The 26,677-nt window shown below is 64.5% G+C and carries 13 protein-coding genes and 1 pseudogene; 10 read left to right on the top strand and 4 right to left on the bottom strand.

Annotation, left to right across the window (positions count from 1 at the left end; genetic code table 11):
- Together ACV4UY_RS08220 and ACV4UY_RS08225 are read right to left on the bottom strand one after the other, a co-directional pair.
- The coding region (locus tag ACV4UY_RS08220; protein WP_491607120.1) for a putative Ig domain-containing protein at nucleotides 1-7,567 on the bottom strand (7,567 nt) is incomplete at its 3' end.
- 69 nt (nucleotides 7,568-7,636) lie between these two features.
- Complete coding sequence (locus tag ACV4UY_RS08225; protein WP_491607121.1) at nucleotides 7,637-15,430, bottom strand: putative Ig domain-containing protein; 7,794 nt, start codon at nucleotides 15,428-15,430, stop codon at nucleotides 7,637-7,639.
- On the opposite strand from ACV4UY_RS08225, the gene ACV4UY_RS08230 reads away from it, so the two are divergent.
- Nucleotides 15,429-15,722 (top strand): hypothetical protein, encoded by a 294-nt coding sequence (locus ACV4UY_RS08230; RefSeq protein ID WP_491607122.1) that lies wholly within the window; start codon nucleotides 15,429-15,431, stop codon nucleotides 15,720-15,722. The genes ACV4UY_RS08225 and ACV4UY_RS08230 overlap by 2 nt on opposite strands.
- Before the next feature lie 328 nt (nucleotides 15,723-16,050).
- On the opposite strand, the pseudogene ACV4UY_RS08235 reads toward ACV4UY_RS08230, so the two are convergent.
- Both ACV4UY_RS08235 and ACV4UY_RS08240 read right to left on the bottom strand, forming a co-directional pair.
- A pseudogene (locus tag ACV4UY_RS08235) lies at nucleotides 16,051-16,422 on the bottom strand (transposase); the annotation flags it as partial.
- A 187-nt stretch (nucleotides 16,423-16,609) separates the two neighbouring features.
- Nucleotides 16,610-17,671 (bottom strand): M23 family metallopeptidase, encoded by a 1,062-nt coding sequence (locus ACV4UY_RS08240; protein WP_491607123.1) that lies wholly within the window; start codon nucleotides 17,669-17,671, stop codon nucleotides 16,610-16,612.
- Between the two features lie 208 nt (nucleotides 17,672-17,879).
- On the opposite strand from ACV4UY_RS08240, the gene ACV4UY_RS08245 reads away from it, so the two are divergent.
- The 9 genes from ACV4UY_RS08245 (at nucleotide 17,880) to ACV4UY_RS08285 (ending at nucleotide 26,620) form a co-directional block, all read left to right on the top strand.
- Nucleotides 17,880-18,275, top strand: coding sequence for a response regulator (locus ACV4UY_RS08245; RefSeq protein ID WP_491607124.1), 396 nt, complete (start codon nucleotides 17,880-17,882; stop codon nucleotides 18,273-18,275).
- Entirely contained in the window at nucleotides 18,272-18,883 is a 612-nt protein-coding gene (locus tag ACV4UY_RS08250) for a TetR/AcrR family transcriptional regulator (RefSeq protein WP_491607125.1), read from the top strand. Before ACV4UY_RS08245 ends, ACV4UY_RS08250 begins: the two co-directional genes overlap by 4 nt.
- A gap of 5 nt (nucleotides 18,884-18,888) precedes the next feature.
- The gene (locus tag ACV4UY_RS08255) at nucleotides 18,889-19,836 is read left to right on the top strand and encodes a site-specific integrase (protein ID WP_491607126.1); all 948 of its coding nucleotides are present in this window, start codon (nucleotides 18,889-18,891) and stop codon (nucleotides 19,834-19,836) included.
- A gap of 192 nt (nucleotides 19,837-20,028) precedes the next feature.
- Complete coding sequence (locus ACV4UY_RS08260; RefSeq protein WP_491607127.1) at nucleotides 20,029-20,232, top strand: hypothetical protein; 204 nt, start codon at nucleotides 20,029-20,031, stop codon at nucleotides 20,230-20,232.
- Nucleotides 20,229-21,143 carry a tRNA (adenosine(37)-N6)-dimethylallyltransferase MiaA gene (gene miaA, locus ACV4UY_RS08265; RefSeq protein ID WP_491607128.1) on the top strand — a complete coding sequence of 305 codons (915 nt, stop codon included), beginning with the start codon at nucleotides 20,229-20,231 and terminating at the stop codon, nucleotides 21,141-21,143. The genes ACV4UY_RS08260 and miaA overlap by 4 nt, the downstream gene beginning before the upstream one ends.
- 247 nt (nucleotides 21,144-21,390) lie before the next feature.
- Nucleotides 21,391-23,016, top strand: a complete 1,626-nt coding sequence (pyrG, locus tag ACV4UY_RS08270; RefSeq protein WP_491607129.1) for a CTP synthase — start codon at nucleotides 21,391-21,393, stop codon at nucleotides 23,014-23,016.
- A 4-nt stretch (nucleotides 23,017-23,020) separates the two neighbouring features.
- Nucleotides 23,021-23,872: a 3-deoxy-8-phosphooctulonate synthase gene (kdsA, locus tag ACV4UY_RS08275; RefSeq protein ID WP_491607130.1), complete on the top strand. Its 852-nt coding sequence runs from the start codon at nucleotides 23,021-23,023 to the stop codon at nucleotides 23,870-23,872.
- Nucleotides 23,865-24,956 carry a glycine cleavage system aminomethyltransferase GcvT gene (gene gcvT / locus ACV4UY_RS08280; RefSeq protein ID WP_491607131.1) on the top strand — a complete coding sequence of 364 codons (1,092 nt, stop codon included), beginning with the start codon at nucleotides 23,865-23,867 and terminating at the stop codon, nucleotides 24,954-24,956. Before kdsA ends, gcvT begins: the two co-directional genes overlap by 8 nt.
- A gap of 320 nt (nucleotides 24,957-25,276) precedes the next feature.
- Nucleotides 25,277-26,620 carry a hemolysin family protein gene (locus ACV4UY_RS08285; RefSeq protein WP_491607132.1) on the top strand — a complete coding sequence of 448 codons (1,344 nt, stop codon included), beginning with the start codon at nucleotides 25,277-25,279 and terminating at the stop codon, nucleotides 26,618-26,620.
- The last annotated feature ends 57 nt before the right edge of the window (nucleotides 26,621-26,677 follow it).

Genomic DNA, 26,677 nt, shown 5'->3' on the forward strand with positions numbered 1-26,677 from the left:
GATAAACCGTGCCTGTCGCGTTCTCGACAAACGAGGCGCTGGCCCCGGAGGTGATGATTGGCGCGTCATTGACATTGGCCACGCGCAGATCGAACAGATCCGAGATTTTCTTGCCACCGCCATCCGTGGCGGTGAGCAGGATCGAGAGCAGACCGACATCACTGTTGCCGGGGGTGCCGGAGAGGGTGTGGGTCGTCGGGTTGAAGGTCAGCCAGCCGGGCAGCGCGCCGTCACCGGGGAGCGTGGCGGAGAGGGTCAGGATATCGCCAGCGTCCGGATCGGAGAAGGTGGCGGACGGGATCTGAAAAGTGAAAAACTGATCCTGGGTGGCGTTCTGATCGGCAACCGTCAGGATGAGCAGCGGTGCGCGGTTGGGATCGCTGACGGTCAGGGTGAAGGTGGAGGCGATGTTGGCGCCGTTCAGGTCGGTTGCGACAATCCGGATGCCGAGGGCGCCGAGGTCCGTGGCGGTTGGGATGCCGGTGAGCACCCCGGTCGTCGGGCTGAAGCTCAGCCAGGTCGGCAGCGCCGTGCCATCGCTCCTGGTGGCCGAGAAGCTCAGCATATCGCCCGCGTCGATCTCCCGGAAGGCCGAGGCGGTCGTCAACGCGAAGCTTTGGCCGCGGTAGGCATTGGCGTCGGCGAGCGGCCTCACTAGCTGAGGTGCGTCGTTGGTGTTGTTGACCGTCAGATGGAGCACGGTGCTGGCGGTCAGGCCCGCCGGATCGGCAGCCGTGATGCGCAGATCGAGCGCGCCCACCGCCGCATTCCCCGGCGTGCCGGAGAAGGTGGCGCTGGCGGCATCGAAGGTCAACCATCCCGGCAGGGTGCCGTCCCCGCTTAACGTGGCGACCTGATAGCCCAGCGTATCCCCATCCCCATCCGTGAAAGCGTTTGCCGGCAGCGTGTATTGGAACGGTCGGTCCTGATCGACATGTTGATTGACCAGCGCCACCCCCACGGTCGGGGCGTGGTTGAGCGCGGTCACGGTCAGATCGAACTGACCCGAGGCGGTGGCCCCGCTCAAGTCCCAGGCGGTGATGCGCACCGCGAGCGTTCCGGCATCGGCATGCGCCGGGGTGCCGGTCAGGGAGAGATCCGTGGCGTTGAAGGTGAGCCAACCCGGCAATGCCGCGCCATTGGCGAGGGTGGCCGTGTAGCTCAACGCATCCCCGACATCCTCATCCGTGAAGGTGGAGGCCGGCAGGCGATGGAGCATTTTTTGTCCTTCGAGCACCGTCGCCTGGTTGAGCGTCCCCTGGAGCAGAGGCGCATCGTTGCTGTTGAGGATGGTCAGCGCAAAGAAATCCGCGACCGTGCCACCCCGGCCATCGCTGGCGGTCACCTTGATGGTGAGATTCCCCACATCCGCGTTGCGCGGCGTGCCGATCAGGCTCCCGGTGGTGTTGTCGGCGGTCAGCCAGGCGGGCAGCGCGCTCCCATCCATGCGGATGAATTTGAACTGCAGGGTGTCGGTCGGGTTGGCATCCAGGAAGGTGTTGGCCGGCACCTGGAAGCTGAACGGTTGATCCTCGCCGATGGTTTGCGCCTGCAGCGGGTTTTGCACCACCGGGGCCACGTTCGGATTGGTGATATTCAGGGTGAAGGTGGCCTGCGCCGTGAGATTGCCGGAGTCCTTGGCCTGCAGGCCGATCGTGAAACTCCCCAGATCGCCCTCTGTCATCGGGCGACCGGTGAAGGTGCGGCTGGCGGCGTCGAAACTCAGCCAGCTCGCCCCGGTCGGCAGGGTTGCGGAGAAGGTGAGAGAGTCGCCCGCATCCGGATCGGTGAAACTCCCCGCAGGGAGCTGAAAACGAAAACTCTGGCCCAGATAGGCGTTCTGGCCGGCCAGTGGCGCGGCAAGAGTCGGGGCATCGTTGATATCGCTCACCGTCAGGGTGAAGCTCCCGGCGGCGGTGGCCTTCTGAAGATCGGTGGCGAGCACCTTGATCTGCGTTGTGGCCACATCGGCAGCGTGCGGCGTGCCATAAAAGGTGCGGGTGGCGGCATCGAACTTCAACCAGCCGGGCAATGCACCGCCCGATAGGGTGGTGGCGCTCAACGTGAGGAGATCGCCCAGATCGGCGTCGGTGAAGAGATTGGCCGGGAGTTGATAAGAGAACGTCCCCTCCTGGGCAATGGTTTGATTGGTCAGGGTGCCGGCCAGCACCGGGGCGGTGTTGACCAGTTTGACGGTCAGATCGAAACTGTCGTCCACCGTGGTCAGACCATCGCTGGCGGTCACCCGGATCGTATGGAGGCCGGCGTTGGCCGCGGTGGGCGCACCGGAGAAGCTGCGCGTCGCCCCGTCGAAGGTGAGCCAACCCGGCAGTTGCGTGCCATCGGCCAGGGTGGCGGTGTAACTCAAGCGATCGCCGACATCGACATCCCGGAACGCCTCGGCGCTCGCATGGAAGCTGAAGCTCTTGCCGCTCTCCACGATGCGGTCCGGCAGGGGCGTGACCAGAATCGGGGCGTCGTTGACATTCTCCACCTTGATCTGAAAGATCTGCGAGATCGCCTTGCCATCCGCGTCGCTGGCGGTCACCTTGATGGCCGTGGTTTTGCCGGCATCCTCGTTGCCGGGCGTGCCGTAGAAAATCCCCCCCTGGGCATCGAACTTGAGCCAACCGGGCAGGGCGCCACTCAACGCGGTTGCGGTCAAGGTGAGGGTGTCGAGCGCGTCCGGATCGGAGAAGCCGGCGGCCACGGCATGGCGCAGGGCCGATTTCTCCGCAACCGTCTGATCGCTCAGGGTGGTGGCCACCACCGGGGCATGGTTGGTGTCTGCGACCGTGACCGTGAAGATCTGGCTGGTCGTGGCGCCGTGGCTGTCGCTGGCCGAAAGACGCACGGTGAAGGCGCCGATGTCGGCCAGGGCCGGGGTGCCGGAGAAGGTGCGCGTCTCCGGATCGAAGGTGAGCCAGGCCGGCAGTTTGCCGCCGGTCGCATCGTTGAGGGTGGCCGAAAGGGTGATGCGCTCCCCGGCATCCGGATCGGAAACCGCATTGCTGCCCAGATTGAGACGAAACGGTTGATTCCGGTAGGCGTTCTGCGCACCGACGGCGGTGACGAAGGTCGGTGCATCGTTGATATCGACCACATGCACGGTGAAATTCGCCGACACACTGGCCTGAGCGCCATCCGTGGCGGTCATTTTGACGGCTACATCGGCCACATCATGCTTGCCCGGCGTGCCGGAGAAGGTGCGCGTCGCGCCGTCGAAACGCAACCAGGCGGGCAGTGCGCCGTTCAGGCCGGTGGCGGTGTAGGTCAGGGTCGTGCCCGGATCGACATCGAGAAAAGTCTCTGCCGGCAGGGTGAACGCCAGGGCCTTGTCCTGGTCGATCGACCGGTCGGTCAAAGGCTGCGCGGGGTTGAGCGTCGGGGCGTGGTTGACCCCCAGGACGTTCAAGTCAAAGGTGTCGGAGATGGTCGCGCCCGCCTTGTCGGTGGCGGTGACCCGCACCGTGTGGACATCCCGCGTGCCAGCCCCCGGCGTGCCGGAAAAGGTTCCGCTCGTGGCGTCGAAGGTCAGCCAGGCGGGCAGGCCGGTGGCCGAGAGGGTGAGTCTGTCGCCGCTATCCGGATCGGTGAAGGTGTTGGTCGGGAGCGTCAGCCGGAACGGCGCATCCTCCTGGATCTGTTGATCGGCGATCGGACGGGCGATGACCGGCGCGTCGTTGAGGTTTTCGACCTTCAACACCAGCGACACCGAGGCGCTTTTGCCATAGGGATCGACGGCGCTGATCTTGACCGGCGTGGTGCCGACATCGGCATTGCCCGGTTTGCCGCTTAACGTCCGGGTGTCGGCATCGAAGGAGAGCCAGGCGGGCAGCGCCTTGTTGCCGGTGGGCGACAGGGAGAGCTTCAACGCATCGCCATCGACATCGGTGAAGAGACTGGCATTCAGGGTATACAGAAGTGTGGCCCCCTGCTGGACGGTCAGTTGCGCCGGCAGCAACGCGGCATCGCTCTTCGGGGCGTGGTTGGGATCCTTGATCTCCAGATTGAAGAGGGTCGAGGCCGTGGCATGGGCCGCATCGGTGGCGGTCAACTTGAGGCCCAGCGAACCCAATGCATCCGGTTTGCCCACCAGGGTGCGGCTGGCGGCATCGAATTTCAGCCATCCCGGCAGGGCCGTGCCATCCAGCCGGGTGAGGGTGTAGGTGAGTTTGTCGCCCGCGTCGATGTCGGTGAAGCTGTTCTCCGGCAGCACGAAGCGGAACGAACTCCCCAAAAACCCGGTCTGATCGGCCACCGGCGCGACGACGGTGGGGGCGTCGTTGAGGTTGGCGACTTCGAGGGTGAACGCACCGGCGGCAGTCGTCTTCAGGGCGTCGCTGGCCACCACCTTGACCTGAATCGCCCCCACATCGGCGTTGCGCGGCGTGCCGGAGAAGGTGCGGGTGTCGGCGTCGAAGGTGAGCCATGCGGGCAACGCTCCGCCTGAAAGCAGGGTGGCGCTGTAGCGCAGGGTGTCGCCCGCGGACAGGTCCACATCCTGGAAGGCGTTGACCGGTACGGTGTAGAGCAGGCTGCCATCCTGGACCACGCTCTGATTGACCAGGGGGGTGGCCAGGGTCGGCGCGCTGTTGGCGAGATTCACCGTCAGATCGAAACTGTCGCTCACGGCAACCCCCGCCTGATCGGTGGCGGTGAGCTTGATGGCATAGGTGCCGGACTGGGCGCGGGTTGGCGCGCCGGAGAAGCTGCGCGTAGCCGCGTCGAAGGCCAGCCAGTCGGGCAGTCGCTCGCCATTCAACTGGGTTGCGGTCAGGGTGAGGCGATCGCCCGGATCGACATCGACAAACGTGGCGCCATCCATCTGGAAGCGGAACGGCTGACCGGTGGAGACCGACAGGTCCGGCAGCGCCTTGGCCAGGATCGGGGCATCCTCGCTGTTGGCCACCGAGATCTGCAGACTCTGCGAGTTGGTTTTGCCACCCGGATCGGTGACGGTCAGCTTGACGGTTTGGCTCTTGCCGGCAAACGTGTTATCCGGCGTGCCGGAGAAGGTGCCGGTGGCCGCGTCGAACGAGAGCCATGCGGGAAGACCGGCAGCCGAGAGGGTCAGGGGATCCCCGTCGGGGTCGGCAAAGCTGCTCGCGGGGAGCTGGAACTGGAAGAGCTGATCCTCGATGGCGCCCTGTTTGACCTGGGCCTCGGTCAACAGCAGCAACGGTGCGTTGTTGGTGTCGATGACCCGGAAGGTGACGAGCTGGCTGGCGGTGGCACCGGAAAGATCCTTGGCGGTGAGTTTGATCTCCAGGTTGCCGGGGATCCCGATCGGTGTGCCCACGAAGGTGCGGGTGGCGGCATCAAAGGTGAGCCATGCCGGCAGATTGCCGCCATCGGTCAGGGTGGCGGTGTGGGTCAGGCGATCGCCCACATCGACATCGGTGAAGGCGCTCTCCGGCACCTGCAGCGTGAACTTGTGGTTCATGGCGAGGGTCTGGTCGGCGAGCGGCGTGTTCAGACGCGGGGCGTCGTTGACGTTGACCACCGTGAGGTTGAAACTCCCGGAGTCCGAACCGCCCGCGCCATCATCCACGGTGACCCGCAGGCCGTAGAGTCCCACCTCGGCGTTGCCCGGCTTGCCGGAGAGGGTGCGGGTGGCGGCATCGAAACGCAGCCAGTCCGGCAGGGGCTCTTTCAGGCCCGCGACCGTGTAGGTGAGCGTTGTGCCCGAATCCGCATCGGTGAAGGCATCGACCGGCAGGGTGAGCGCGAAGGATTGATCCTGCGTGATGCTTCGATCGCCCGGAAAGGCCGTGGTGTTGAGCCGTGGGGCGTGATTGACCCCCTCGACCGTCAGTTGCCAGCCGGTCGAGACGCTCAAAGGATTGTCGCGCGAGCCGGATGTGGGATTGAACGTGCCATCGTCCGTGGCGGTGATGCGCAGGGCGAGCGTGCCGCGATCGGTGATGCCGGGCGTGCCGGTGAAGATGCCGGTGGTCGGATCGAAGTGCAGCCAATCGGGCAGTGCCGTGCCATCGGCGCGGGTGACGGTGAGGGTCCGGTGATCGTCTGCGTCCGGATCGGCAAAGGTGTCGGCGGGGAGCGCGAAGCGGAAGGGGTGATCCTCGGTGGCGCTCTGGGCGGCGGGCGCCTGGACGAGCCGCGGGGCGTCGTTGAGATTGTTCACCACCATGGTGAACGGCACCGAGCTGCTTTTGCCCGAACCATCGCTGGCGGTGACGGAGAGGGTCACGGTGCCAACATCGGCGTTGCCGGGGGTGCCGGAGAGGGTCAGGGTGTCGGCGTCGAAGGAGAGCCAGCCGGGCAGATCCCCATCCTTTTCCAGCGAAGCGAGCGACAGGCTCAGCTCATCCCCTTCCGGATCGGTGAACAGCCCGTCCAGGGCGAACAGAAACGGCGCATCCTGGGTGGCGGCGAGGCTGTCGAGGGTCGCCGTGAGTTGTGGGGCCTGGTTGGGATCCACCACATTCAGATGCAGGAGCGTCGAGGCCTGGGCGCCGGCCCGGTCGGTGGCGGTGAGTTTGAGATCGATGCCGGCGAGATCCTCGGCAATCGGCTGGCCGGTCAGGGTGCCGGTCGAGGCGTCAAAGGTGAGCCAGTCGGGCAGCGTCCCCCGCATGGCCGAGAGGCTGTAGCTCAGATGATCCCCGGCATCGATATCGGCGAAAAGGGGCGCGACGAACGTCGTGAATCCCTGGTCCTTGACTGCGGTCAGCTCCGTGGTTCCGGCGGGAACGCGCGTGGGCGCGTCGTTGAGGTTGGCCACCGTGACATGGAGCACCCGCGATTCGATCCGCTCCCCGGATTGGGCGGTCACTTTGAGCGCGAGCACCCCCACATCGCCGTTGTCCGGGGTGCCGGCGAGGGTGCCGGTCTCCGCATCGAAGGTCAGCCACTCCGGCAATTGGGCATCCAGCAGCGGTGCGATGGTCAGGCTGGGGCGATCCAACTCCCCGAACAGCTCCGTGATCGGCAGACGGTGGGCGAAGGGTTGGTTTTCGAGCGCGGTCGGGTTGCCCGACGAGGTGGAGAGCACCCCGTCACCGGAGTTGGCCGCCACGCGGATCAGGGTGGTCTGGAAGTGGTTCCAGGCCGCCTCGGTGGTCACCAGGGTGGTTTGTCCGGTGGCGGCGTTGAGATATTGGGTCAGCGCGGTCTGGGTCGCGAAGGCGGCGATGTCGGCATGGAAATCCAGGGTGACGCCGGCAGCGGCCTGCCTGGCCGCCGCGGAGATGGCGATGCCGTTCTCCGGGTTGTGATCGGCATCCAGGGTCTGGAGGAGACGCAACAGGTTGGTGGTGGCGTTCCAGTCGCCGTGACCGGCCAGATCGAGCGGGGTGACGGTCGCGCCGCCCATGGTCTCTCCCAGCACGATGTCGCCGATGGAGAAGGTGACCGTTTCGCCGGGGTTGAACTGGAACACCCCGTCCGTGCCGGTCTCGCCGCTCTGGGTGGCTGTGGTGAAGGTGACCCCGGCCACCTCGCTGTCCAGCAGCGTGCCGGAGAGGCTCTTGACCACTTGCAGCGTGAACACATCCGACACCGAGGCGTGCGCGACGGAGGTGTCGGTGGCGGTCACCTTCATATAGGTGGTGCCGAGGTCGTCGAGGGTCGGCGTGCCGCTGAATTGGCCGGTGGCGGCATCGAAGTGCAGTCACGCCGGAAGGGCGGTGTTGGGCGTCAGGTTGCCGACCGAATAGTTCAGACGGTCGCCGACATCGATATCGGAGAAGGTGTTGGCCGGCAGGGTGAACACGAAGGCGTGACCGGCGATCGCCTTTTGATCGATGAGCGGATGGTCGAGGGTCGGGGTGTCGTTGAGGTTGGCGACCGTCAGGGTGATGGTCGCCGAGGTCGAGTCGCCCGCCAGATCGGTGGCCGTGATGTTGAGCTGGAAGCTGCCGACCGCCGCGTTGTCGGGTGTGCCCGAGAGGGTGCGCGTTTCGGCGTCGAAGTGCAGCCAGCCCGGCAGCGACACGTTGCCGCCCGCCTGCGTGACCGAAAGGGTCAGCAGGTCGTCGGAGGAGTCGGTGAAGCTCTCCTCCGGGATCGTCACCAGGAGCGGCTGATCCTGGGTGACGGTCAGGTCGGGCAGCGGCAAGATCAATACGGGCGCGAGGTTCGGACTGTGGAGCGTGATCCGGAAGGCATCCGCGGCGCTCAACCCGGAGGGATCGGTGGCGGTGATCTTGAAGTTGCTGACCACACCGGCATCGCTTGGGGTCGGCATGCCGGAGAGGGTGCGGGTGGCGGCATCGAAGGAGAGCCATGCCGGCAAGGGTGCGGTGGGGTTGTCGAGATTGGTGAGCCGCCAGGTGAGCGCGTCACCGTCGATGTCGGTGAAGGTGGCTTCGGGCAGCGTCAGGCGGAAGAGCCGTTCGGCGTAAGCGTGTTGGTCGGCCAGGGGATGGGCCAGCTCGGGCGCATCGTTGAGGTTGGCCACCTCGATGGAAAACGAGGTTGAGACCGATGCCCGCTCGGCATCGGTGGCGGTGACGCGGATGGTCAACCGGCCCACATCGCCATTGCCGGGCGTGCCGGAGAAGAGTCCGGTGCGGGCGTCGAAGGTGAGCCAGTCGGGAAGCGCGTCTCCCGCCAGGGTGGAGGCGGTGAGCCTCAGGCCGGTGGTGCCGTCCGGGTCGCTGAAGAGACCACCCGGCAGATGGAAACCGAAGGGGCTCTCCTCCGTGGCCTGCCGGGTGGCAAGCGTGGTGGTCACCTGGGGGGCGCGGTTCGGCTGGACGATCGTCAGTCGAACCCCCTGGGTCACCTGCGCCTGACCGTCCGAGGCGGTGACGCGCAGATCGTAGACCCCTGCGGTCTCCGGCGTGCCGGTGAGAAGCCCGGTCGTCGGATCGAATCCGATCCAGCCGGGCAGCGTGCCCCCACCGCTCGCCGTCAGGGTGTAGGTGAGATGATCGTCCGCGTCGATGTCGCGGAAGTGCTCCGCGCCGAGATTCAACGCGAGCGCGGCACCGGTGTCAAGCTTCTGGTCGACCAGCGGCAGGGTGACCAGCGGCGCATCGTTGACGTTGGCCACCACCACGCGCCAATCCGCCGAGGCGCTCGCCCCGCGCGGATCGCTGGCCGTCACCCGCACCGTCCACTCCCCCACCGCCGCGTTGTCGGATCGCCCGCTCAAACTTTGGGTGGCGGCATCGAAGTGCAACCAGTCGGGCAGCGCCGCACCATCGGCGAGCGTGGCCGACAGGGTGAGCGTATCCTCGGCATCCACGTCGGTAAACAGACCCGTCGGCAGCACGCCCAAAAACTCCTGGCCCTGGCGGGTGTTCAGCGTCTCCAGGCCACGCGTCGTCTCGGGGGCGTGATTCGGATGGGTGACCGTCAGGTTGAAGAGGGTCGTCACCGACGCCCCGGAGGGGTCGAGTGCGGTCAGGCGGATGGTCGAGGTGCCGGCATCGGCTTCGGTCGGTTGCCGGGTCGAGGTGAACACCCCGATCGCGCCATCGAAGTGCAACCAGTCGGGCAGAGGCCCGCCGCCGATGCGCGTCGCCTCGTAATGGAGCGGATCGTGATCCGGATCTAGAAACAGGGAGGACGGACTGGCGAAATAAAAATCCGCGCCGAAATCGGCGTATTGGTGGGTCAGGCTCTGCTGGAGCAGGGGGGCGTCGTTGACATTGGCCACCACCAGTTCGAAATCGTTCGAGACGCGCGCGCCACGGCTATCCTCGGCGGTCACCCGGATCCAGAGGTTCCCCACCTGGTCGTTGCCCGGACGGGCGAAAAAGGTGCCGGTGGCCGCGTCGAAGGCCAGCCAGGCGGGCAGATCGGATCCATCCGTGCGCCGCGCGCTCAAACTGAGACGATCCGCGCCATCCACATCCTGGAAGGTGGTGGTGGGTAGCGTGTGAAAAAAGACCTGATCCTGGGCCACCTGCTGACGACTGATCGCCTGGTTGACGGTCGGCGCGTGGTTTTTGGCCAGCACGTTGACCACGAACAGATCCGATGCCTTGAGTCCCGCCGCGTCGCTGGCCGTGACCCGCACCGCCCGCGAGCCGGCATTCACCGCCGCACCGGTGGAAAAGAGCGTCCTGGTCGCGGCATCGAACTGCAACCAATCCGGCACTTTCTCACCCGTTGCCAACGTGAGGCTCAAGGAGAGGGGGTCGTTCTGGTCCGGGTCGGCGAACATCCCGTCGGGCAGGGTCCAGGAGAAGGGATCCTCCTCCTCGATCGTCTGATCCCCGAAGCCGTGCACCAGGCGCGGTGCGTCGTTCACATCGGCCACATGCAGCGTGAACGAGCCGTTCACCTCTCCTCCGCGCCCGTCGCGCGCCTGCAACTTGATCGCCAGATCCCCCACCTGGGCGTTACCCGCCTGACCGGTGAAACTCCGGGTCGCCGGGTCGAAATGGAGCCAGGTCGGCAACGCCGTCCCGTCGGAGAGCCGGGAGGCGGCAAAGGTCAGCGCATCCGCGTCGGAATCGGTGAAAGCGGCGGCATCGATGGCGAAATAGAATCTTTGATCCTGATTGACGTTCCGATTGATCAGCCGTGTGGCGTCAAGCGTCGGTGCGTGATTCGGTCGGGTCACCGCCAGCACAAAGAGATCCGAGGCGCTCCCGCCCCCGGTATCGCGCGCCGTCACCGTGATGCCAAAGGCCCCCAGATGATCCGCTGTCGGCATGGCGGTGAAGGTGCGGCTGGACGCATCGAAATGCAACCAGTCCGGCAACGCCTCCCCGCCGGAGAGCGTGGCCTCCAGGTCGATGCGATCGCCGACATCCGGATCCGCGAATATGCCGCGCGCCAGGGCCAGCTCAAAGGGGCGATCGATCTGGGCAATCACGTCATCGAGCGGTTGGAGCAGTTGCGGGGCGTCGTTGCGATCGGTGACGGTCCATGAAAAACTGTCCGACACCCACGCCTGACGGCTGTCCGTGGCTGTCACCTTGACCTCAAGCGTCCCCACATCCCCATTGCCCGGCGTGCCGTAAAAGGAACGGGTCGTGGCATCGAACTTCAACCAGCCCGGCAGCGGCGCATCCCCGGAGAGGGTGGCGCTCAGGGTCAAACGGTCCCCGGCATCGGCATCGGCGAAGGCGGTCTCCGGCACCTGCCACAACAACGGCTGATCCTGGAGGATCACCTGGTCGGATAACGACACGGCCAGACGCGGTGGCGTGTTGGGTGGCGTGACCAGCAGCAGGAAGAGATCCGACGCGCTCATCCCGGCCAGATCGGTGGCCGTGACCCGCAGGTTCAACAGTTTCCCCACATCGCCGGTCCCCGGCGTGCCGGAAAGCGTCCAACTGGCGGTATCGAAGCTCAACCAGTCGGGCAGCGCGCTGCCATTCGAGAGGGTGACCGCTCCGCTCAGCCGGTCATCCGGATCGACATCGCCGAAGCTTGACGACAGATCGAGTTTGAACAACACCCCCTGATTGGGGAAATCGTTGGGAACTGGCGCAAGCAGCGTTGGCGCATCGTTGACACTCTCCAGGCGGATCGCAAAGGCGATCGCGCCCGTCCCTCCGGCATCATCCGTCGCCGTGACGCGGACGTTCAGTTGGTTGGTGGTGTAATCGGCCAGAAGCCCGGTGAAACGATCGGTCGCCCCATCGAAATGGAGCCAGTCGGGTAAAGAGGAACCATCCGGGCGGTCGGCCTTGAAGGTGAGCTTCTGCCCGGTATCGGCGTCGGTGAACAGATCCACCGGCAGCGCCAGATCGAACGCCCGCTCCTCGGTGATGGTCCAGACCGGTTTTTTGCCAAGATCGACCACCGGATCGTGATTGGTGGCAACCAGATCGATCGCAAAATCGATCGCGGAGGAGGCACCCAGGGCATCGGTCGCGGTGACGCGCACGACGATGCGCGCATCCGCCCCATCCGGGGCCGTGCCGGCCAAGGTGCGACTTTCGGCATCAAAGATGAGCCACCCCGGCAAGGGAGCGCCATCGATCCCGGAGGCCAACAAGGTCAGGGTGTCACCCGGATCCGGATCGGTGAAGAGCCCAGCCGGCAAGGTGAACAGAAACGGTTTCCCGCCGTGCGCCACGGGATCGGTCAGGGTGCCGGTCGCTTGCGGGGCGTCATTGACGTTGGCCACCGTGAGGGTAAAACTGCTGGCCGCGCGCAAACCACCGCTGTCGGTGGCGGTGACGGTCAGGGCGAGGCTCCCTGCCTCTGTCTGTCCCGGCGTGCCGGAGAAGGTGCGCGTGGCCGCGTCGAAGGTCAGCCACGCGGGCAGCGCCGCGCCGCCAACACCCGTGGCCCCGTAATGCAGGGTATCCCCTGCATCCGGATCGGTGAAGCTCCCCTCCGGCAGGATGAAGGAAAACGGCGCGTGCTCGTCGGTGATGAGGTCGGCGATCGTCCCGGCAAACGGCGCCTGGTTCGGGGAGCGCACGGTGAGATCGAAGGTGCCTTGCGCCGAGGCGCCGGCCAGATCGGTCGCGGTGAGGGTAATGCTGTACTGCTTGCCGATCTCCCCCTCAGGCGCTGTGCCGGAGAAGGAGCGGGTCGCAGCATCGAAGGCCAGCCACGCGGGCAGGGGGGTGCCATCGGCCAGGGATGCGGTCACGGTGAGCCGGTCGCCGGTATTCATGGTCACGTCGGCATCGGGGATCACCCCTTCGGGTACGACCTGCACGAAACTCCGTCCGGCCAGGGCGATCGTCCCGGTGGGCAGACCCGTCACCCGCGGTGCATCGTTGACGTTGGCGATCTTGAGTTCGAACTCCTTGATCCCCCCCTGATCCAGTTGATTGCGCGCCTCGATCCGCACGATCCGCGTACCCACATCCAGGGCCTGCGGCGTGCCGGAGAAGGTCAAGGAGGCCGCATCGAAGACGAGCCAGTCGGGCAACGCCGCGCCATCGGCCAACGTCGCGGTGAAAGAGAGCGCATCCCCGTGCGGATCCACGAACAGCGTGGCCGGAATCACCGCCTGAAACGGCTGATCCTGGGTGGCCAGCAGGCGCGCCAGACCGGCGGTCGGCAGATCGATCCCTTTTGCCAGGGTGTCTTCAAAATGTTGGCGGGCCGCTGTCTCGCTCACCAGTTCGCCGATGTGGGCATCGGTGAGAAAGGCTTGCAATGCGGTGTTCCCGGCAAAGGTACCGGTCGGCTGCGACAAGTCGATCACCAGATCGCCCGCCCGCTCGACCACCGCAGCGGAGATGGTGATGCCGTTGTCCGGATCGCCGTCCGCGTCCAGGGTCTGCAACAACCGCAAGGTGTTGGTGACCCGGTTCTCGTCGGTCGTGCCCGTGGTGTCGATGGCCAGGGTAAGCGGGGTCACCACCACCGCCGCGCTGCTCACCTCTTGGGTTGCCACCTCGCCCAGCACCAGCCCGCCCAGCGTGAAGATCACCTTGCTGCCCGGCTGGTAGAAAAATCCTCCCTGGCTGTCGGTCACCCCGGAGATGCCGCCCGAGGTGTAGTGCAGTCCGGCCACCGGGCTGTCGATGAAAAAGCCCTGTTGCACCAGCGAAAACGGCGCATCCTCGCCGCGCACGGCGATCAGGAAGGTGTCTGCCACGCGCGCTCCGGACCGGTCCGTGGCCGTGACCTCAAGCGTGTAACTGCCGATGTGGGTGTCGCCCACCCCGTTGACCGTGAGGATGCCGGTGGCGGCATCGAACTGCATCCAGGCCGGCCAGGGGAGCGGATTGCCGCTGGCATCCAGCAGTCGGGCCGACAGGGTGAGGGTTTCGAGGGGATCCACGGCCAGATCGGCATCCGCGAAGGTCCCGGTCGGCACCTTGAAGGCGAACAGCTCCCCGTTGGCGCCGTAGGGCAGCGTGTCGCCGCTGATCTTTTTCAACAGGACCGTGCGTTCGGCCAGCGTGGCGGTCGCCGCTACCGCATGGGTCAGGGTCGGCGCGTCGTTGACATTGGCGATGGTCAGGGTGAACAGTTGATGGGTGGTCTGGGGGGGCGAGCCCGCCGGGGGGCTGTCCGAGGCGCGCACATCCAGGGTGATGGCACCCACGTCACGGTTGCCCGGCGTACCGGTGAACTGACCGGTCGCGGGATCGAAGCGCAACCAGTCGGGCAGCGCCCCACCGCCCAGACGGGTGACGTTCAAGGTGACCGGATCCCCGTCCGGATCGGTGACTTTCGGCAGGGTGAGGGCGAAGGTATTCTTTTCGTGGACCGTCTGGTCCGCGATCGGGGCCAGGGAGGGGGCACGGTTGGCTCGCGCCACGAACAGTTCATCGCGGGTCAGGGTGTAGAGCAGGTTGTCGAGCACGAACGACACACCGTTGGCCCCATACCCCAGACCACCCGCATCGACCCGGGTGACGGCGGCGATGCTGTTCTCGGCGACCGCATAGGCGCCACCCTTTTTCAACAGGGTCTGGAGTTCGTTCCACGGCACCTCCGAGCGTGGGCCGTCGGCGGGCGTGGTGGGCGCATCGTGCTTGTCGGTCGGGGAGGCGTCGTGCGGATCGATGGCTTTGAGCGGATCATCCTTGTACTGCCGTTCCAGCTCCTTGGCGCGGGTGACGGCCTGATCCGAGACCTGCCCTTCGAGTCTTTTCAACAGGGTATCCGGGGCCTTGAAGACCGGATCCGGAGCCCCACGTCCGAAGTGGACCGCGGTGGCGGTGCCGGGCTGCAGCAGGGTCACCACGCCGCGCCCGAGTACATCCGAGATGTCGAGAATGCCGGCGTTGTGGACGATCGTGGTGCTGCCATCGGCGATCACCTCGCCGAGCAGTTCACTGCCGCGCACCCCGATCTCGGCGGTGGGGGTTTTGATCAGTGTATGTTTGCCCGTGTTCAGTTTCGCCAGTTCACCGCTGGCATAACGAAACGAACCGGTCAACACCGTGGCCGCGAACTTTCCCTGACCGGCCTCGGGTTGATAGACGAAATCCTCGACCAGGGCACGGGCCGACTCGCCGAGTTGCATGACGGTGCCGTCGCGCATCACCAGCTTGGCCAGGCTCCCCTCGCCGGTGCGCAGCTGGTCCCCCTTGAGGATCGCATCCCCCTCGGTCAGGGTACGCACCACCCCATCGGTGCCGCGCGCCTCCACCATCCCCACCAGGGCCGAAGCCTGCCCGATCGGCTCCCCGGGCTCACCGCCGACAGGGGCACCGGGACCGGCCACCAACACCGGACCGTTGTCGGCCACGGCGAGTGCCTTGACCGTCTCAAAATCCAACGCCGCCCCACTGGCGATCCCCAACGCCGGCGGGTGGGAGGCGGCGAAATAGCCGACGATGCGGACCACTCCGCCATCGGGGCTGACGATGATCAGATCATACCCGTCGCGGGCATACTCCCCCTGCAACAGATAGGAAGCATCCGGCAGAGGGATGACCGCTGCGGACCCGGCGAACGTCAGAGTGATCTCCCCGTCCCCCGGCATGCTCAACCCGCGCCCACCCCCCAACGCTTCACGCGCGCGGAATAACTCCAGCAGGGGCGAAAGAATCGTCTCATCCGTTGTGTCTTGTTGCATGTATCCCCCCACCCCTGTTAATGAGTTAGGGGTTGGCGAAATGGTGGAGCAGATCGATTCAACCGATCCCATCCAACGAGTGGTGATGGGGCTCTTGCATGAGAATGGACAACCTGTCCATAGCCCGACGGCTTTTGGGGCATTGCGCTATATTATCACCCATAATTTCCACAATGTTCAAGTTACAAATGTCTTCAATAAGACCAGCTGGACCATCGACCAGTGGAGTCCGCGCCTGGGCCTGATCTGGACGCCGGTGGAACATCATACGCTGCGACAGGCGGGATTCTGATCGCTGTTACCCTTCATGAGTGATCGCCTCGATCCTGCGGATATTGCCTGTGTCCCGATACATCGCAATGGCACTGCGGGATCTGCCATGGACGAAGCGTACAAAGTAAAATCTTTAGTGATATTCAGTCCACCCCACCGCCACCGTATGATGGCAGTGGGCATCGGTCAGGGCATTTTCATAAAATCCGGCCATTTCCCTTGGAACAGGTCTCTCAACGTCCGCATCCCTGAGAGGCCGTTTTTTTTTGGCAGGTGACCCAAAAACTGCGCACCCTACAGTCAAGTCCAATAAATGCTGTAAATTCCCTTCAGTCCGGCTTGGTCTTTCAACCGGCGAGGGCAACAACGTTGTGGCCCTCGCCGGTGGCGGTGTGTGCAGCGGCCCACTCCGCGAATTCGTCCATGTCCAAGTACCGCCTTTCCTGCCAGACTTCGTTCTGTTCAGCCAGCAAGGCACCTGTCAGGCGCAAGGCTGAAGCGTCGTTCGGGAAAATGCGAATGACTCGCTCGCGGCGGCGAATCTTCTCATTGAGGCGTTCCTGCATGTTGGTGCTTCGGAGCCGATGTCGGTATTTTTCCGGCAAGGCCATGACCGCCACCGTATCGGTGAAGCCTGCCTCAATGCAGGCGACAGCTTGGGCTGCCGTCTTGGCAAATCGCTCGGAGAACTCAGAAAGACGACGTTTCGCCTCAGCCATGTGGTCACGATCCGTGGGGGGAACGACCGATTTCGAGAGAAACGACGTTCCGGCTTGCTGAAGACCGGGCTTCTGGCGACCGACCATCAACCAGCGTAACCGGGAGGGGGCCATTCTTTCTGTCGCCAGGGGGGCAATTGTTCGTGTCGCTTGACCTCTGGCGGGCGGCGGGAAGGTTTGACGCGGCTTATCGCGACTCCAGAGGTTTGGAGAGATGGCGCTCCGTGATCAGGGTCGGAGCGAAATGGAGTTCGCCGGATGTCGAGGCATGCCCGTTGGCTTGGGATGGGGTCGGTTTGGGGGGTGGTTCGGCGCGGGCCAGATGGCGTGAGGCGGAGGAGGGGCGGGTGCCGATCTGGTCGAGCAGTGCCACCCATTGGATGCTCTTCTCCTTGAAGAGTCGTTCGTGGTGCTCGGCGGTCCAGGAGAGGAACGGCGCCGGGTTGAGATACTGGTGGATGAAGCGCACTTCGTAATGCAGGTGGGGCGCGGTGACGATCCCGCTTTGACCGGTCAGACCGACCAGATCCCCCTTGCGGACGAAATCCCCGGCCTTGACGTGAATCTTGTTCAGATGGCTAAATGTGGTCCGGAAACCGAAATTGTGGTGCAGACTCACCACCTGCCCCAGTCCGTTGAGCCCGAGTCGTCCATTGTCCACCCCGGCAAACTCCACCACGCCGTCCGCCGTGGCGGTGATCGGCGTGTTCATCGGCGCCTTCAGATCCACGCCGGGATGAAAGCGGGTCTCCTGATGGGTGGGATGCATGCGGAAACCGAACGGACTGTTGATCCCCTGAAAGGGAACCGGATAGCCGGTGGGAATGGCCGAGGCGAAAATCGTCAACTGTTCGCGGTTCATCAGATAGGGGTCGAGGGATTCGAGCAGGGTTTCGTTGACATGCACCTCCATCGGGGAGAGCGCCTTGCCGTCGGTGTTGGTGACCGGCAGACCATCGGGTTCGGGTTCCTGGGTGTCGGTCAGGTGACTGGCGAACAGCTCTTCGAGCGACTCCACGGCGGGTGCGAAGGTGGGATCCCCCGCGATCACCTGGAGTGGACGTTGCGTCTCCAGTGCGGCTCCGGCGCTTGGTTTCAACCCGCGCGGCGCCTCGCTCGTCACCACCCCGGACGGCATGGGCGCACCCCGGCTGGTCAACCAGATGATCACCGCCGTGCTGGCCACCAGCGCCGGAATGAGCAGGGTCACCAATCTTGGAAAAATCGCGCGCCAGAAGAGATCCGCCATTTGCGCGCTGTTTTTTATCCATGGATGGCGTGAATGGTTGCGCAAGAACGCCGGAATCGGATATATGGATAGCATGCGAAAAACTCCTGAACGCGGAATGATCGTGCCCTCGTACCCATATCGGGCGACAAGAGTTCCGGGTGAAAGGTTTTCGCGTCACGGTTGAAAATCTTTGTTCCATCCATCATTACCGAAATCAAGGACTGCCGTGAAAATCCTGATTGCCGATGACGATGTCAACAGCCGGGTGATTCTCAATACGATTCTCGCCGAGCATGGGGCCTGCCATGAGGTCGGCAACGGCATCGAGGCCGTGGAGGCTTTCAAGGTCGCCCTGGAAAAACGGGAGCCCTTCCAACTGGTGTGCATGGACATCATGATGCCGGAAATGGACGGTCAGGAGGCGGTTCTGGCCATCCGGGCGCTGGAAAAGAGCCATCGGGTCTCTTCCAACGACGAGGCGGTGGTGATCATGACCTCGGCATTGGATACCCTGGATTCGATCATTCGTTCCTTTGACCAGGGCGGTTGCAACGCGTATCTCGGCAAACCGATCCGTCGGGCCGCGTTGTTGGAAAAGATCCGCAATTACGGTTTGATATGAACAGAACCGGCTATTCCAAGACCGCGGTCAAAATCCTGGAGGCATCCCTGCCGTTGTTTGCAGCGCGCGGATACAACGGTGTGGCCATGCGGGACATCGCCCAGACCGTCGGCATCACCGCAGCCGCGCTCTACAACCACTTCTCCGGCAAGGAGACCCTCTACTTCAAGGCCTTGGAATACGCCTTCGCCGACAAGGTGGATACCCTTTCCGAGTCCTTGCGCGCCGAGGATCATCCCGAGGAACGGTTGCGACAGCTGATCACCTTCTGGATCGAGATTTTCGGTGGGGATGTGATCTTGCGCTCTCTGTTGCAGCGTGAACTCTCCGATGCCGACGAGCAGCGTTTGCGGCTGTTGTTGGATCGGGTTTTTCTGCCGGTTTACGAAGGCAGCACGGACACCCTGGTGTTGCTCTCCCGTGGCGGCACGGATACGGTTCTGCTCTTTTTCACCATTCTGGGCGTGGTTCTCTCCCATTTCCAGCTGGCTCCGATCCGCAGGCGACTGCCGGGGGCCCTGCCCGAGCATGAGGATGTCGAGCGGGTTGCCACCCATCTCACCACGCTTCTCTATCACGGATTGTCGCCGGTCGTCGCGGCGCACTGATTCCGATGAGCGGTTCGCAAGCGTCGTTTTCCGGGGAGACCCTCCTGAAGGCGGCCCTGGTCCGTTATCTGGAGCAGATTTCGGTTCACAAATCCCCCACCCAGCATGCCCGTGAGCGGCGCAAGGCTGGTCAGATCGCCGCCCGTCTGGGTGAGCATCCCCTTGGAGAGATCACCGCCCTGGATGTGAGCGGTTATCGTGATGCCCGTTTGCGCGAGGCTTCCGCCGCGATTGTGCAGGGCGATCTGGACCTGTTGCGTGAGTTGTTCGAGGTGGCGGTCGAGCGTTGGGGGGTTGCGCTGGAGGGCAATCCGGTGGGTGGGGTGGTGCCGACGCGGGCGGCATTGGAGCGCGAGCGCGCGTTCAAACCCGGTGAGTTGGCCCGTTTGTTGGCCGCCTGTGACCGGCGTCCCACGCCGATGTTGGGGTGGATCGCGAGGATTGCCTTGCAGACCGGGATGAGCAAGGAGGAGATTTTGCGGTTGCGGATCGCGGATGTGGATTTGGCGGCGCGGATTGTCACCGTTCCCAGGGTGTTGAGTCGTCCGATGCGGCAGGTGCCGTTGACGCGCGTTCTGGTTGGGGTGTTCCGGGAGGTGTTGGATTATCCGGAGCGTCCGGAGGGGGAGACGTTGTTGTTTTTCGGCTCCATGGGCGCGTTGGGGATCCGGCGTCCGCTGGCGATCGACAAGGCGTTTCGTTCGGCGGTGGTGCAGGCGCGGTTGAAGGGGTGCGCGTTTGGGGATCTGCGGCATGAGGCGGTGACGCGCATGGCCGAGGCGGGATTGAGCGAGGTGGAGGTGCATGCGATTGCCGGGATGCCGATGCCGCGTGGGGTCCGGGTTGTGAAGCCGACGGTGATGCACTTGGTGGCGCGGTTGGATGCGGTCGGGTTTGGGGTGGAGGCGGTGGCGGCCAGGCGTGGGTCGGCCAGGCGTGGGGTGGGGGGGTGAAGTTGTCCGGGGAGGTGGGGGATTATCCCCCCCGGCGGGGTGAGGGGTGGCGTTAGGCGGGGATGGTTTGGTTTGACGACCGGTTCCTGTTGATGAGTTGAAGCACCAGCTCGGCAGTGATCCGGATTGGGGCCGTACCGATACCTTGATCCGTCGCAAAAGGATTCTGGACGAATGAGGTGGATTGTGAACGTGGATGAACCGCAAGCGCTCAAGGAATGGAAGCGGGATAACATTCCAGGTGAACCGCATCATTGTGGAATTTTGAAGGGCGGTTGGTCTGAAGAGCGTTTGATCTCTCCGTTGGATCCGGAATGTGAAGCCAGTTCTCGTTTTGCTGGCGACGGCGCCATCTGTCCCGTTGACGATCCAGAACGGGACAAGGTGACGAGGTGAAGATCCTCGTCATCCTCGGTCCGACCGCTTCCGGCAAGACCCGTCTGGCGGTACGCCTGGCCCACCGCTTCGACGGTGAAATCCTCTCCGCCGACTCCCGTCAGGTCTACCGCGGCCTGGATATCGGCACGGGCAAGGATCTCGACGAATACGGCACCATTCCCCACCATCTGATCGACGTGGCCGATCCGGGCGACGGGTTCAACCTGTTCCGTTTTCAACAACTCTGCCTGGCGCGCATCCCGGAGATCCTGGCCCGAGGTCGCCTGCCGATTCTTGCCGGCGGGACCGGCCTTTACCTGGAGTCGATCCTTCGCGGCTACCGTCTGGCCCCGGCACGCGTCGATCCTCGCCAACGGGCCGAATGGCACGCACTCTCGGACGACGAACTCACCGCGCGCCTGCTCGCCTTGAAACCGGAGCAACACAACACCACCGACCTTGAAAGCCGCGACCGGACGATACGCGCCATCGAGATCGCCCTGGCGAGCCGAAACGATACGGCGCCCGTGGTCACCATGCCCGAGGCGGATTTTCTGGTGCTCGGTTTGCGTTGGGAGCGGTCGGTCCTGCGCGAACGGATCGCCGAACGGTTGCATCGGAGATTGCAAGAGGGGATGATCGAAGAGGTGGAAGGGTTGCTGGCGGCGGGCGTCCCGGAGGAGACCCTGGACGGCATGGGATTGGAGTACCGTTTCGTCACCCGGTTCGTGCGCGGCATCCTGACCCGCGAGGCGTGCGAAACACAACTGGTGCAGGCGATCCGTCAGTTCGCCAAACGCCAGGAGACCTGGTTCCGGCGCATGGAACGCCAGGGAGTCCGCATCCACTGGCTCGAGGCGACGGAGAATCCGGAAGGGGAGGCCGAGGAACGCGTCGGCTCGTTTCTGGCGTCGAACGCCCGCCCGTGAGGTTGGCCGGGACGGGAGCGCCAACCGCTTCGCCGCGTGTGAACGAAAGTACAGAAGCGGGATTGTCAACCCCGCGTGTAACGAAGCGTATACCTGGGCGGGTGAAGTGGTATATAGTGACGGAAAATCGAACCGGGCCAAAGCCCGGTCAACGCACGGAGCATGGCCTCCGATGCCCTCTTCCGCGCCTCGGCACGGGGGGTGAGGGGCCTGAATCCCATCCATCAGAACGGATCGAAAGCACGACATGGCCAAATTCATCTTTGTTACCGGTGGTGTGGTCTCCTCCCTGGGCAAGGGATTGGCCGCCGCCTCCCTCGGCAGCCTGCTCCAGGCGCGTGGCTACTCGGTGACCATCCAGAAACTCGACCCCTACATCAACGTCGATCCGGGCACCATGAGCCCGTTCCAGCACGGCGAGGTGTTCGTCACCGACGATGGCGCGGAGACCGATCTGGATCTCGGCCACTACGAACGGTTCCTCGATATCCCGATGAGCCAGGCCAACAACTTCACCACCGGTCGCATCTACCAGCAGGTGATCCGCAAGGAGCGTCGCGGCGACTATCTGGGCTCGACGGTGCAGGTGATCCCGCACATCACCGATGCCATCAAGGAGGTGATCCTGGATGTGGCGCGTGGCAACAACATCGCCATCATCGAGATCGGCGGCACGGTGGGTGACATCGAATCCCTGCCGTTTCTCGAGGCGATCCGTCAGTTGCGCATCGATCTGGGACGGGAGAACACCCTGTTCATCCACCTGACGCTCCTGCCCTACATCCCCACCTCCGGCGAACTCAAAACCAAGCCCACGCAACACTCGGTGAAGGAGTTGAGGGCCATCGGCATCCAGCCGGACATTCTGATCTGTCGCACCGATCGGGAGATCAACGCCTCGGTGCGCAAAAAGATCGGCCTGTTCTGCAACGTCGATCCGGACGCGGTGATCAACTGTCAGGATCAGGAGTCGATCTACCGGGTTCCGTTCGCGCTCCATCTGGAAGGGTTGGCCCGCAAGACGCTCCAGTTCTTGAACCTGCGCGGTTCGGAACACCGCATGGACGACTGGGAAGTGGTGCTGGAGAAGATCGTCAACCCGAGCCACAAGACCACCATCGGCATCGTCGGCAAGTACGTGGAACTCAAGGATGCCTACAAATCCCTGGTCGAGGCGCTCACCCACGGTGGCATCGCCAACGACTGCCGCGTCTCGCTGCGCTGGGTCAACGCCGACGAGATCTCCCAGGACGATCCGAGCGCGCAATTGAGCGGATTGGATGGGATCCTGGTGCCGGGCGGCTTCGGCGAACGGGGGGCCGAGGGGAAGATCCGCGCGGTGCGCTACGCCCGTGAACGCAAGGTGCCTTATTTCGGCATCTGCCTGGGCATGCAGATGGCGGTGGTGGAGTTCGCCCGCAACGTCGCCGGACTGGAAGGGGCCTACTCCTCGGAGTTCTCGGATCACACCCCGCATCCGGTGATCGCCCTGCTCACCGAATGGAAGAGCGGGGTCGAGGTGCAACGTCGCGACTCGGAGGTGGACAAGGGGGGCAGCATGCGTCTCGGCGCTTATCCCTGCCAGCTGGTGTCGGGCAGCCAGGCGGCGCGGGCCTATGGCCACCTGGAGATCTCCGAACGGCATCGACACCGCTACGAGTTCAACAACAACTACCGGGAACGGCTCGTCGAGGCCGGTCTGGTGATCTCCGGTACCAGCCCGGACGGGGAGTTGGTCGAGGTGATCGAAATGGCCGATCATCCCTATTTCGTCGCCTGCCAGTACCATCCGGAGTTCAAGTCGCGCCCGCGTTCGCCCCATCCGCTGTTCGCGGCCTTCATCAAGGCGTCGCTGGCCAATCGGAAGGGGTGAGGCCATGTCCACCCCCGTGCGTGAGGTCCAGGTGGGCCCCTTCACCCTCGGCAACCGACGGCCCCTGGGGGTGATCGCCGGACCCTGCGTGCTCGAAGGCGGGGATTTCGCCGCACGGCGGGAGTTCGCCTTCGCCACCGCGAAAGAGATCCAGGCGATCGTGCATCGGGTCGGGGTGCCGTGGATCTACAAGGCATCCTTCGACAAGGCCAACCGCACCTCTTCCGACGGGTTTCGGGGGCCGGGTTTGGAAGAGGGGTTGCGGGTTCTGGAGGCGGTGCGGATGGAGTTCGGCGTGCCGGTGGTCACCGACATCCACACCCCGGAGCAGGCCGAACCGGTCGCCGCCGTGGTGGACATGCTCCAGACCCCGGCTTTTCTGTGCCGTCAGACCGATCTGATCCAGGCCGCGGCCCGGGCCGGATGTCCGGTGAACATCAAAAAGGGGCAGTTCCTGGCCCCAGCCGACATGGCGCGGGTGGTGGAGAAGGCTCGGGCCACCGGCAACGACCGGATACTGGTGTGCGAACGGGGCTTTGCCTTTGGATACGGCGATCTGGTGGTGGACATGCGCGCCCTGGAGATCCTCGGCGAGGCGGGCACTCCGGTGGTTTTCGATGCCACCCATTCGGTGCAGAAACCGGGTGGCAAGGGCGCCTCCTCGGGTGGGGAGCGCCGTTTCGTGGCCGCCTTGGCCAGGGCCGCCGTGGCGGTCGGGGTGGCGGCGCTTTTTTTGGAGACCCATCCGGATCCGGACCTCGCTCCGTGCGACGGACCCAACATGGTTCCTTTTGGCCAGCTCGAAGCTTTATTGCGGCAACTCAAGCGACTCGACGAGGTGAGTAAAGATGCATAAGACCATCCTGCACGATCGACACGTTGGACTGGCGGCGCGCATGGCGCCCTTCGCCGGCTGGGAAATGCCCCTGGACTACGGCTCGCAGATCGCCGAGCACCACGCGGTGCGTCGCGCCTGCGGGGTGTTCGACGTGTCGCACATGGGGGTGGTGGATCTGACCGGCGGCGACGTGTCGGGGTTGACCCGCTGGCTGCTGGCCTGTGATCCGGGCCGGCTGACCGATGGGGCGGGTCAATACGGTCTGCTGCTCAACGAACGGGGCGGGGTGACCGATGATCTGATCGCCTATCGGTTGCGTTCGGATCACTTCATGCTGGTGATCAACGCCGGCAACCGCGAGAAGGATCTGGCCTGGATCCGCATCCACGCTCCGGCCCACAACGTCACGGTGACCGAGCGGACCGATCTGGCCATTCTGGCGCTGCAAGGTCCGGAGGCGGTTCGGCATCTGGCGGATGCGCTCCCTCCGGAGATGGCCGAACGGGCCGCCGCGCTGCCGTCGTTCCACATTCTCGAAGAGGAGGGGCGGCGCGTGGCACGCACCGGCTACACCGGCGAGGATGGCTTCGAGTTGATCCTGCCGCTGGGCGAGGCGGGCGCCGCGTGGGATCGGCTGCTGGCCGCGGGCGTGGCCCCGGTGGGACTCGGCGCCCGCGACACCCTGCGTCTGGAGGCGGGACTGAATCTGCATGGACACGACATGGACAGCAAGAGCAATCCCCTGGAGCGTGGTCTCGGCTGGACCATCGCCTGGGAGCCGGAGAACCGGATCTTCTCCGGTCGGCAGGTGCTCGAGCCTCTGCGGCACGATCCGACGTTGCGCAAACGGATCGGCATTCTGTTGATCGACAAGGGGGTGTTGCGCGACCATCTGCCGGTTTTTCTCGATGGCGAGGTGGTCGGCGAGATCACCAGCGGCGGTTATTCGCCGACTCTGGAGCGCGGGATCGCATTGGCGGTGGTGGATCCCCGGCTGCAACCCGGCGCGGCCTGTCAGGTGGAGCTGCGCGGACGGCGCCTGAATGCCCGCGCCGTGCGTCCGCCCTTCGTGAAGTTCGGCCAGTCGGCGCTGCGGGATTGAGTGCCATCCCGGTGCGGCGGGATTCCGTATGACCAAGGCTTCCTGATGATTTGCATGAGGGGACTCTCCCCATCATGCCAGTCACCGGCGCTCTTTGGAAATGACATCCGCGGGGGGATGTGGTAACGTGATCCCCGGCTGGATCGTTACGGATGTCCGCCCGGATCAACCGGCGCTCCCCCGGCCAATCGCTGCAAACGCTTGCCTGGAAGTGACAGGGTGCCAGGAGGGTGCGTCGATCGTTCGGATTCCGGAACATCGACGCGAGCCGTTTGGTTTCGAGGCCCCCGTCGAGACCTGCCTCTGGATCCTTGGATTCGATGGAACTGTTCATCCTGCTGTCGATGGTTCTCCTCAACGGCCTGTTCTCCCTGGCGGAGATGGCCGTGATCTCCTCTCGCAAGGTTCGCCTGCAACAATTGGCCGATGCGGGGTCCAGCGGCGCGCGTATCGCGTTGTCGCTTGGCAACGATCCCAGCCGTTTCCTGGCCACCATTCAGGTGGGCATCACCACCATCGGCATCCTCAGCGGCGCCTACGGCGAGGCGGTCTTTCTCAAGAGCCTGATCCCGTGGCTGGAACCGTTGCCCCTGATCGGCGCCCACGCCACCGAGGCGGGACTGGTGATCATCGTCGTGTCGATCACCTTCGTCTCCCTGATCCTGGGGGAGTTGCTGCCCAAACGTCTGGCCCAGCACCATCCCGAATCCCTGGCCATTTTCGTGGCCAAACCCATGTACTGGCTCTCCCGCGTCGCCGCGCCGTTCATCCGGCTGCTTTCCATGACCACCGAGGGGTTGCTGCGCCTGTTGAAGCTTCATCACCGCGATGAACCGCCGGTGACCGAGGAGGAGATCCAGGTGCTGATGCGCCAGGGAGCCGAGGCCGGGGTCTTCGAGGAGCACGAGCAGTTGTTGGTCAAGCGGGTGCTGCAGATGGACTCCCGGCGCATCTCGGACATCATGACCCCGCGCATGGAGATCGATCTGCTGAATTTGCAGGATGATCTGGACGTGAATCTGCGCCGGATCGCCGAAAGCCGTCACAACCGGTTTCCGGTCTGCATCGGGGGGTTGGACGAGGTGGTCGGCGTTCTGGACAGCACCAGCCTGCTCAAGAAGACCCTCATGAACGAGCCCATCGACCTGGCGTCGCTGGTCCGCCCCCCGGTTTTCGTGCCCGCCACCATCGGCATCACCCATCTGCTGGAGTATTTCCGCCGCAACCGGATGGGTATGGTGCTGGTGGTGGATGAGTTCGGTGGCGTGGCCGGCGCGGTGACCCTGACCGATCTGCTGCAAGAGATGGTCGGCGAACTGGAGGACTGCGCCACCGCCGAGGATCAATCCGTGGTGCTGCGGGAGGATGGATCCATGCTGCTGGATGGGATGCTGGATCTGGAACGTCTGCGCGAGTTGACCGGCATCTCGACCCGTTTTCCCTTCGAAGACGAGGGGGGCTACCACACTCTGGCCGGCCTGGCGATGACCATGCTCGAACGCATTCCGCGCGTCGGGGACTGTTTCACCTGGGAGGGCTACCGCTTCGAGGTGGTGGACATGGATCGCAATCGGGTGGATCGGCTCAGTGTCCAGCATATCGGCAGTGGTCATCAAGCCGGCTACAACACCCAGGATCCGGAGAATCTGCTGCCGTCCCCGTGAAGCCATCCTGGCTGGGCGGGCCGGGGCTGAATCGGGCCTCTGTGGTGGCGCGGGCCG

This window comes from Candidatus Magnetaquiglobus sp. (assembly GCF_058402785.1).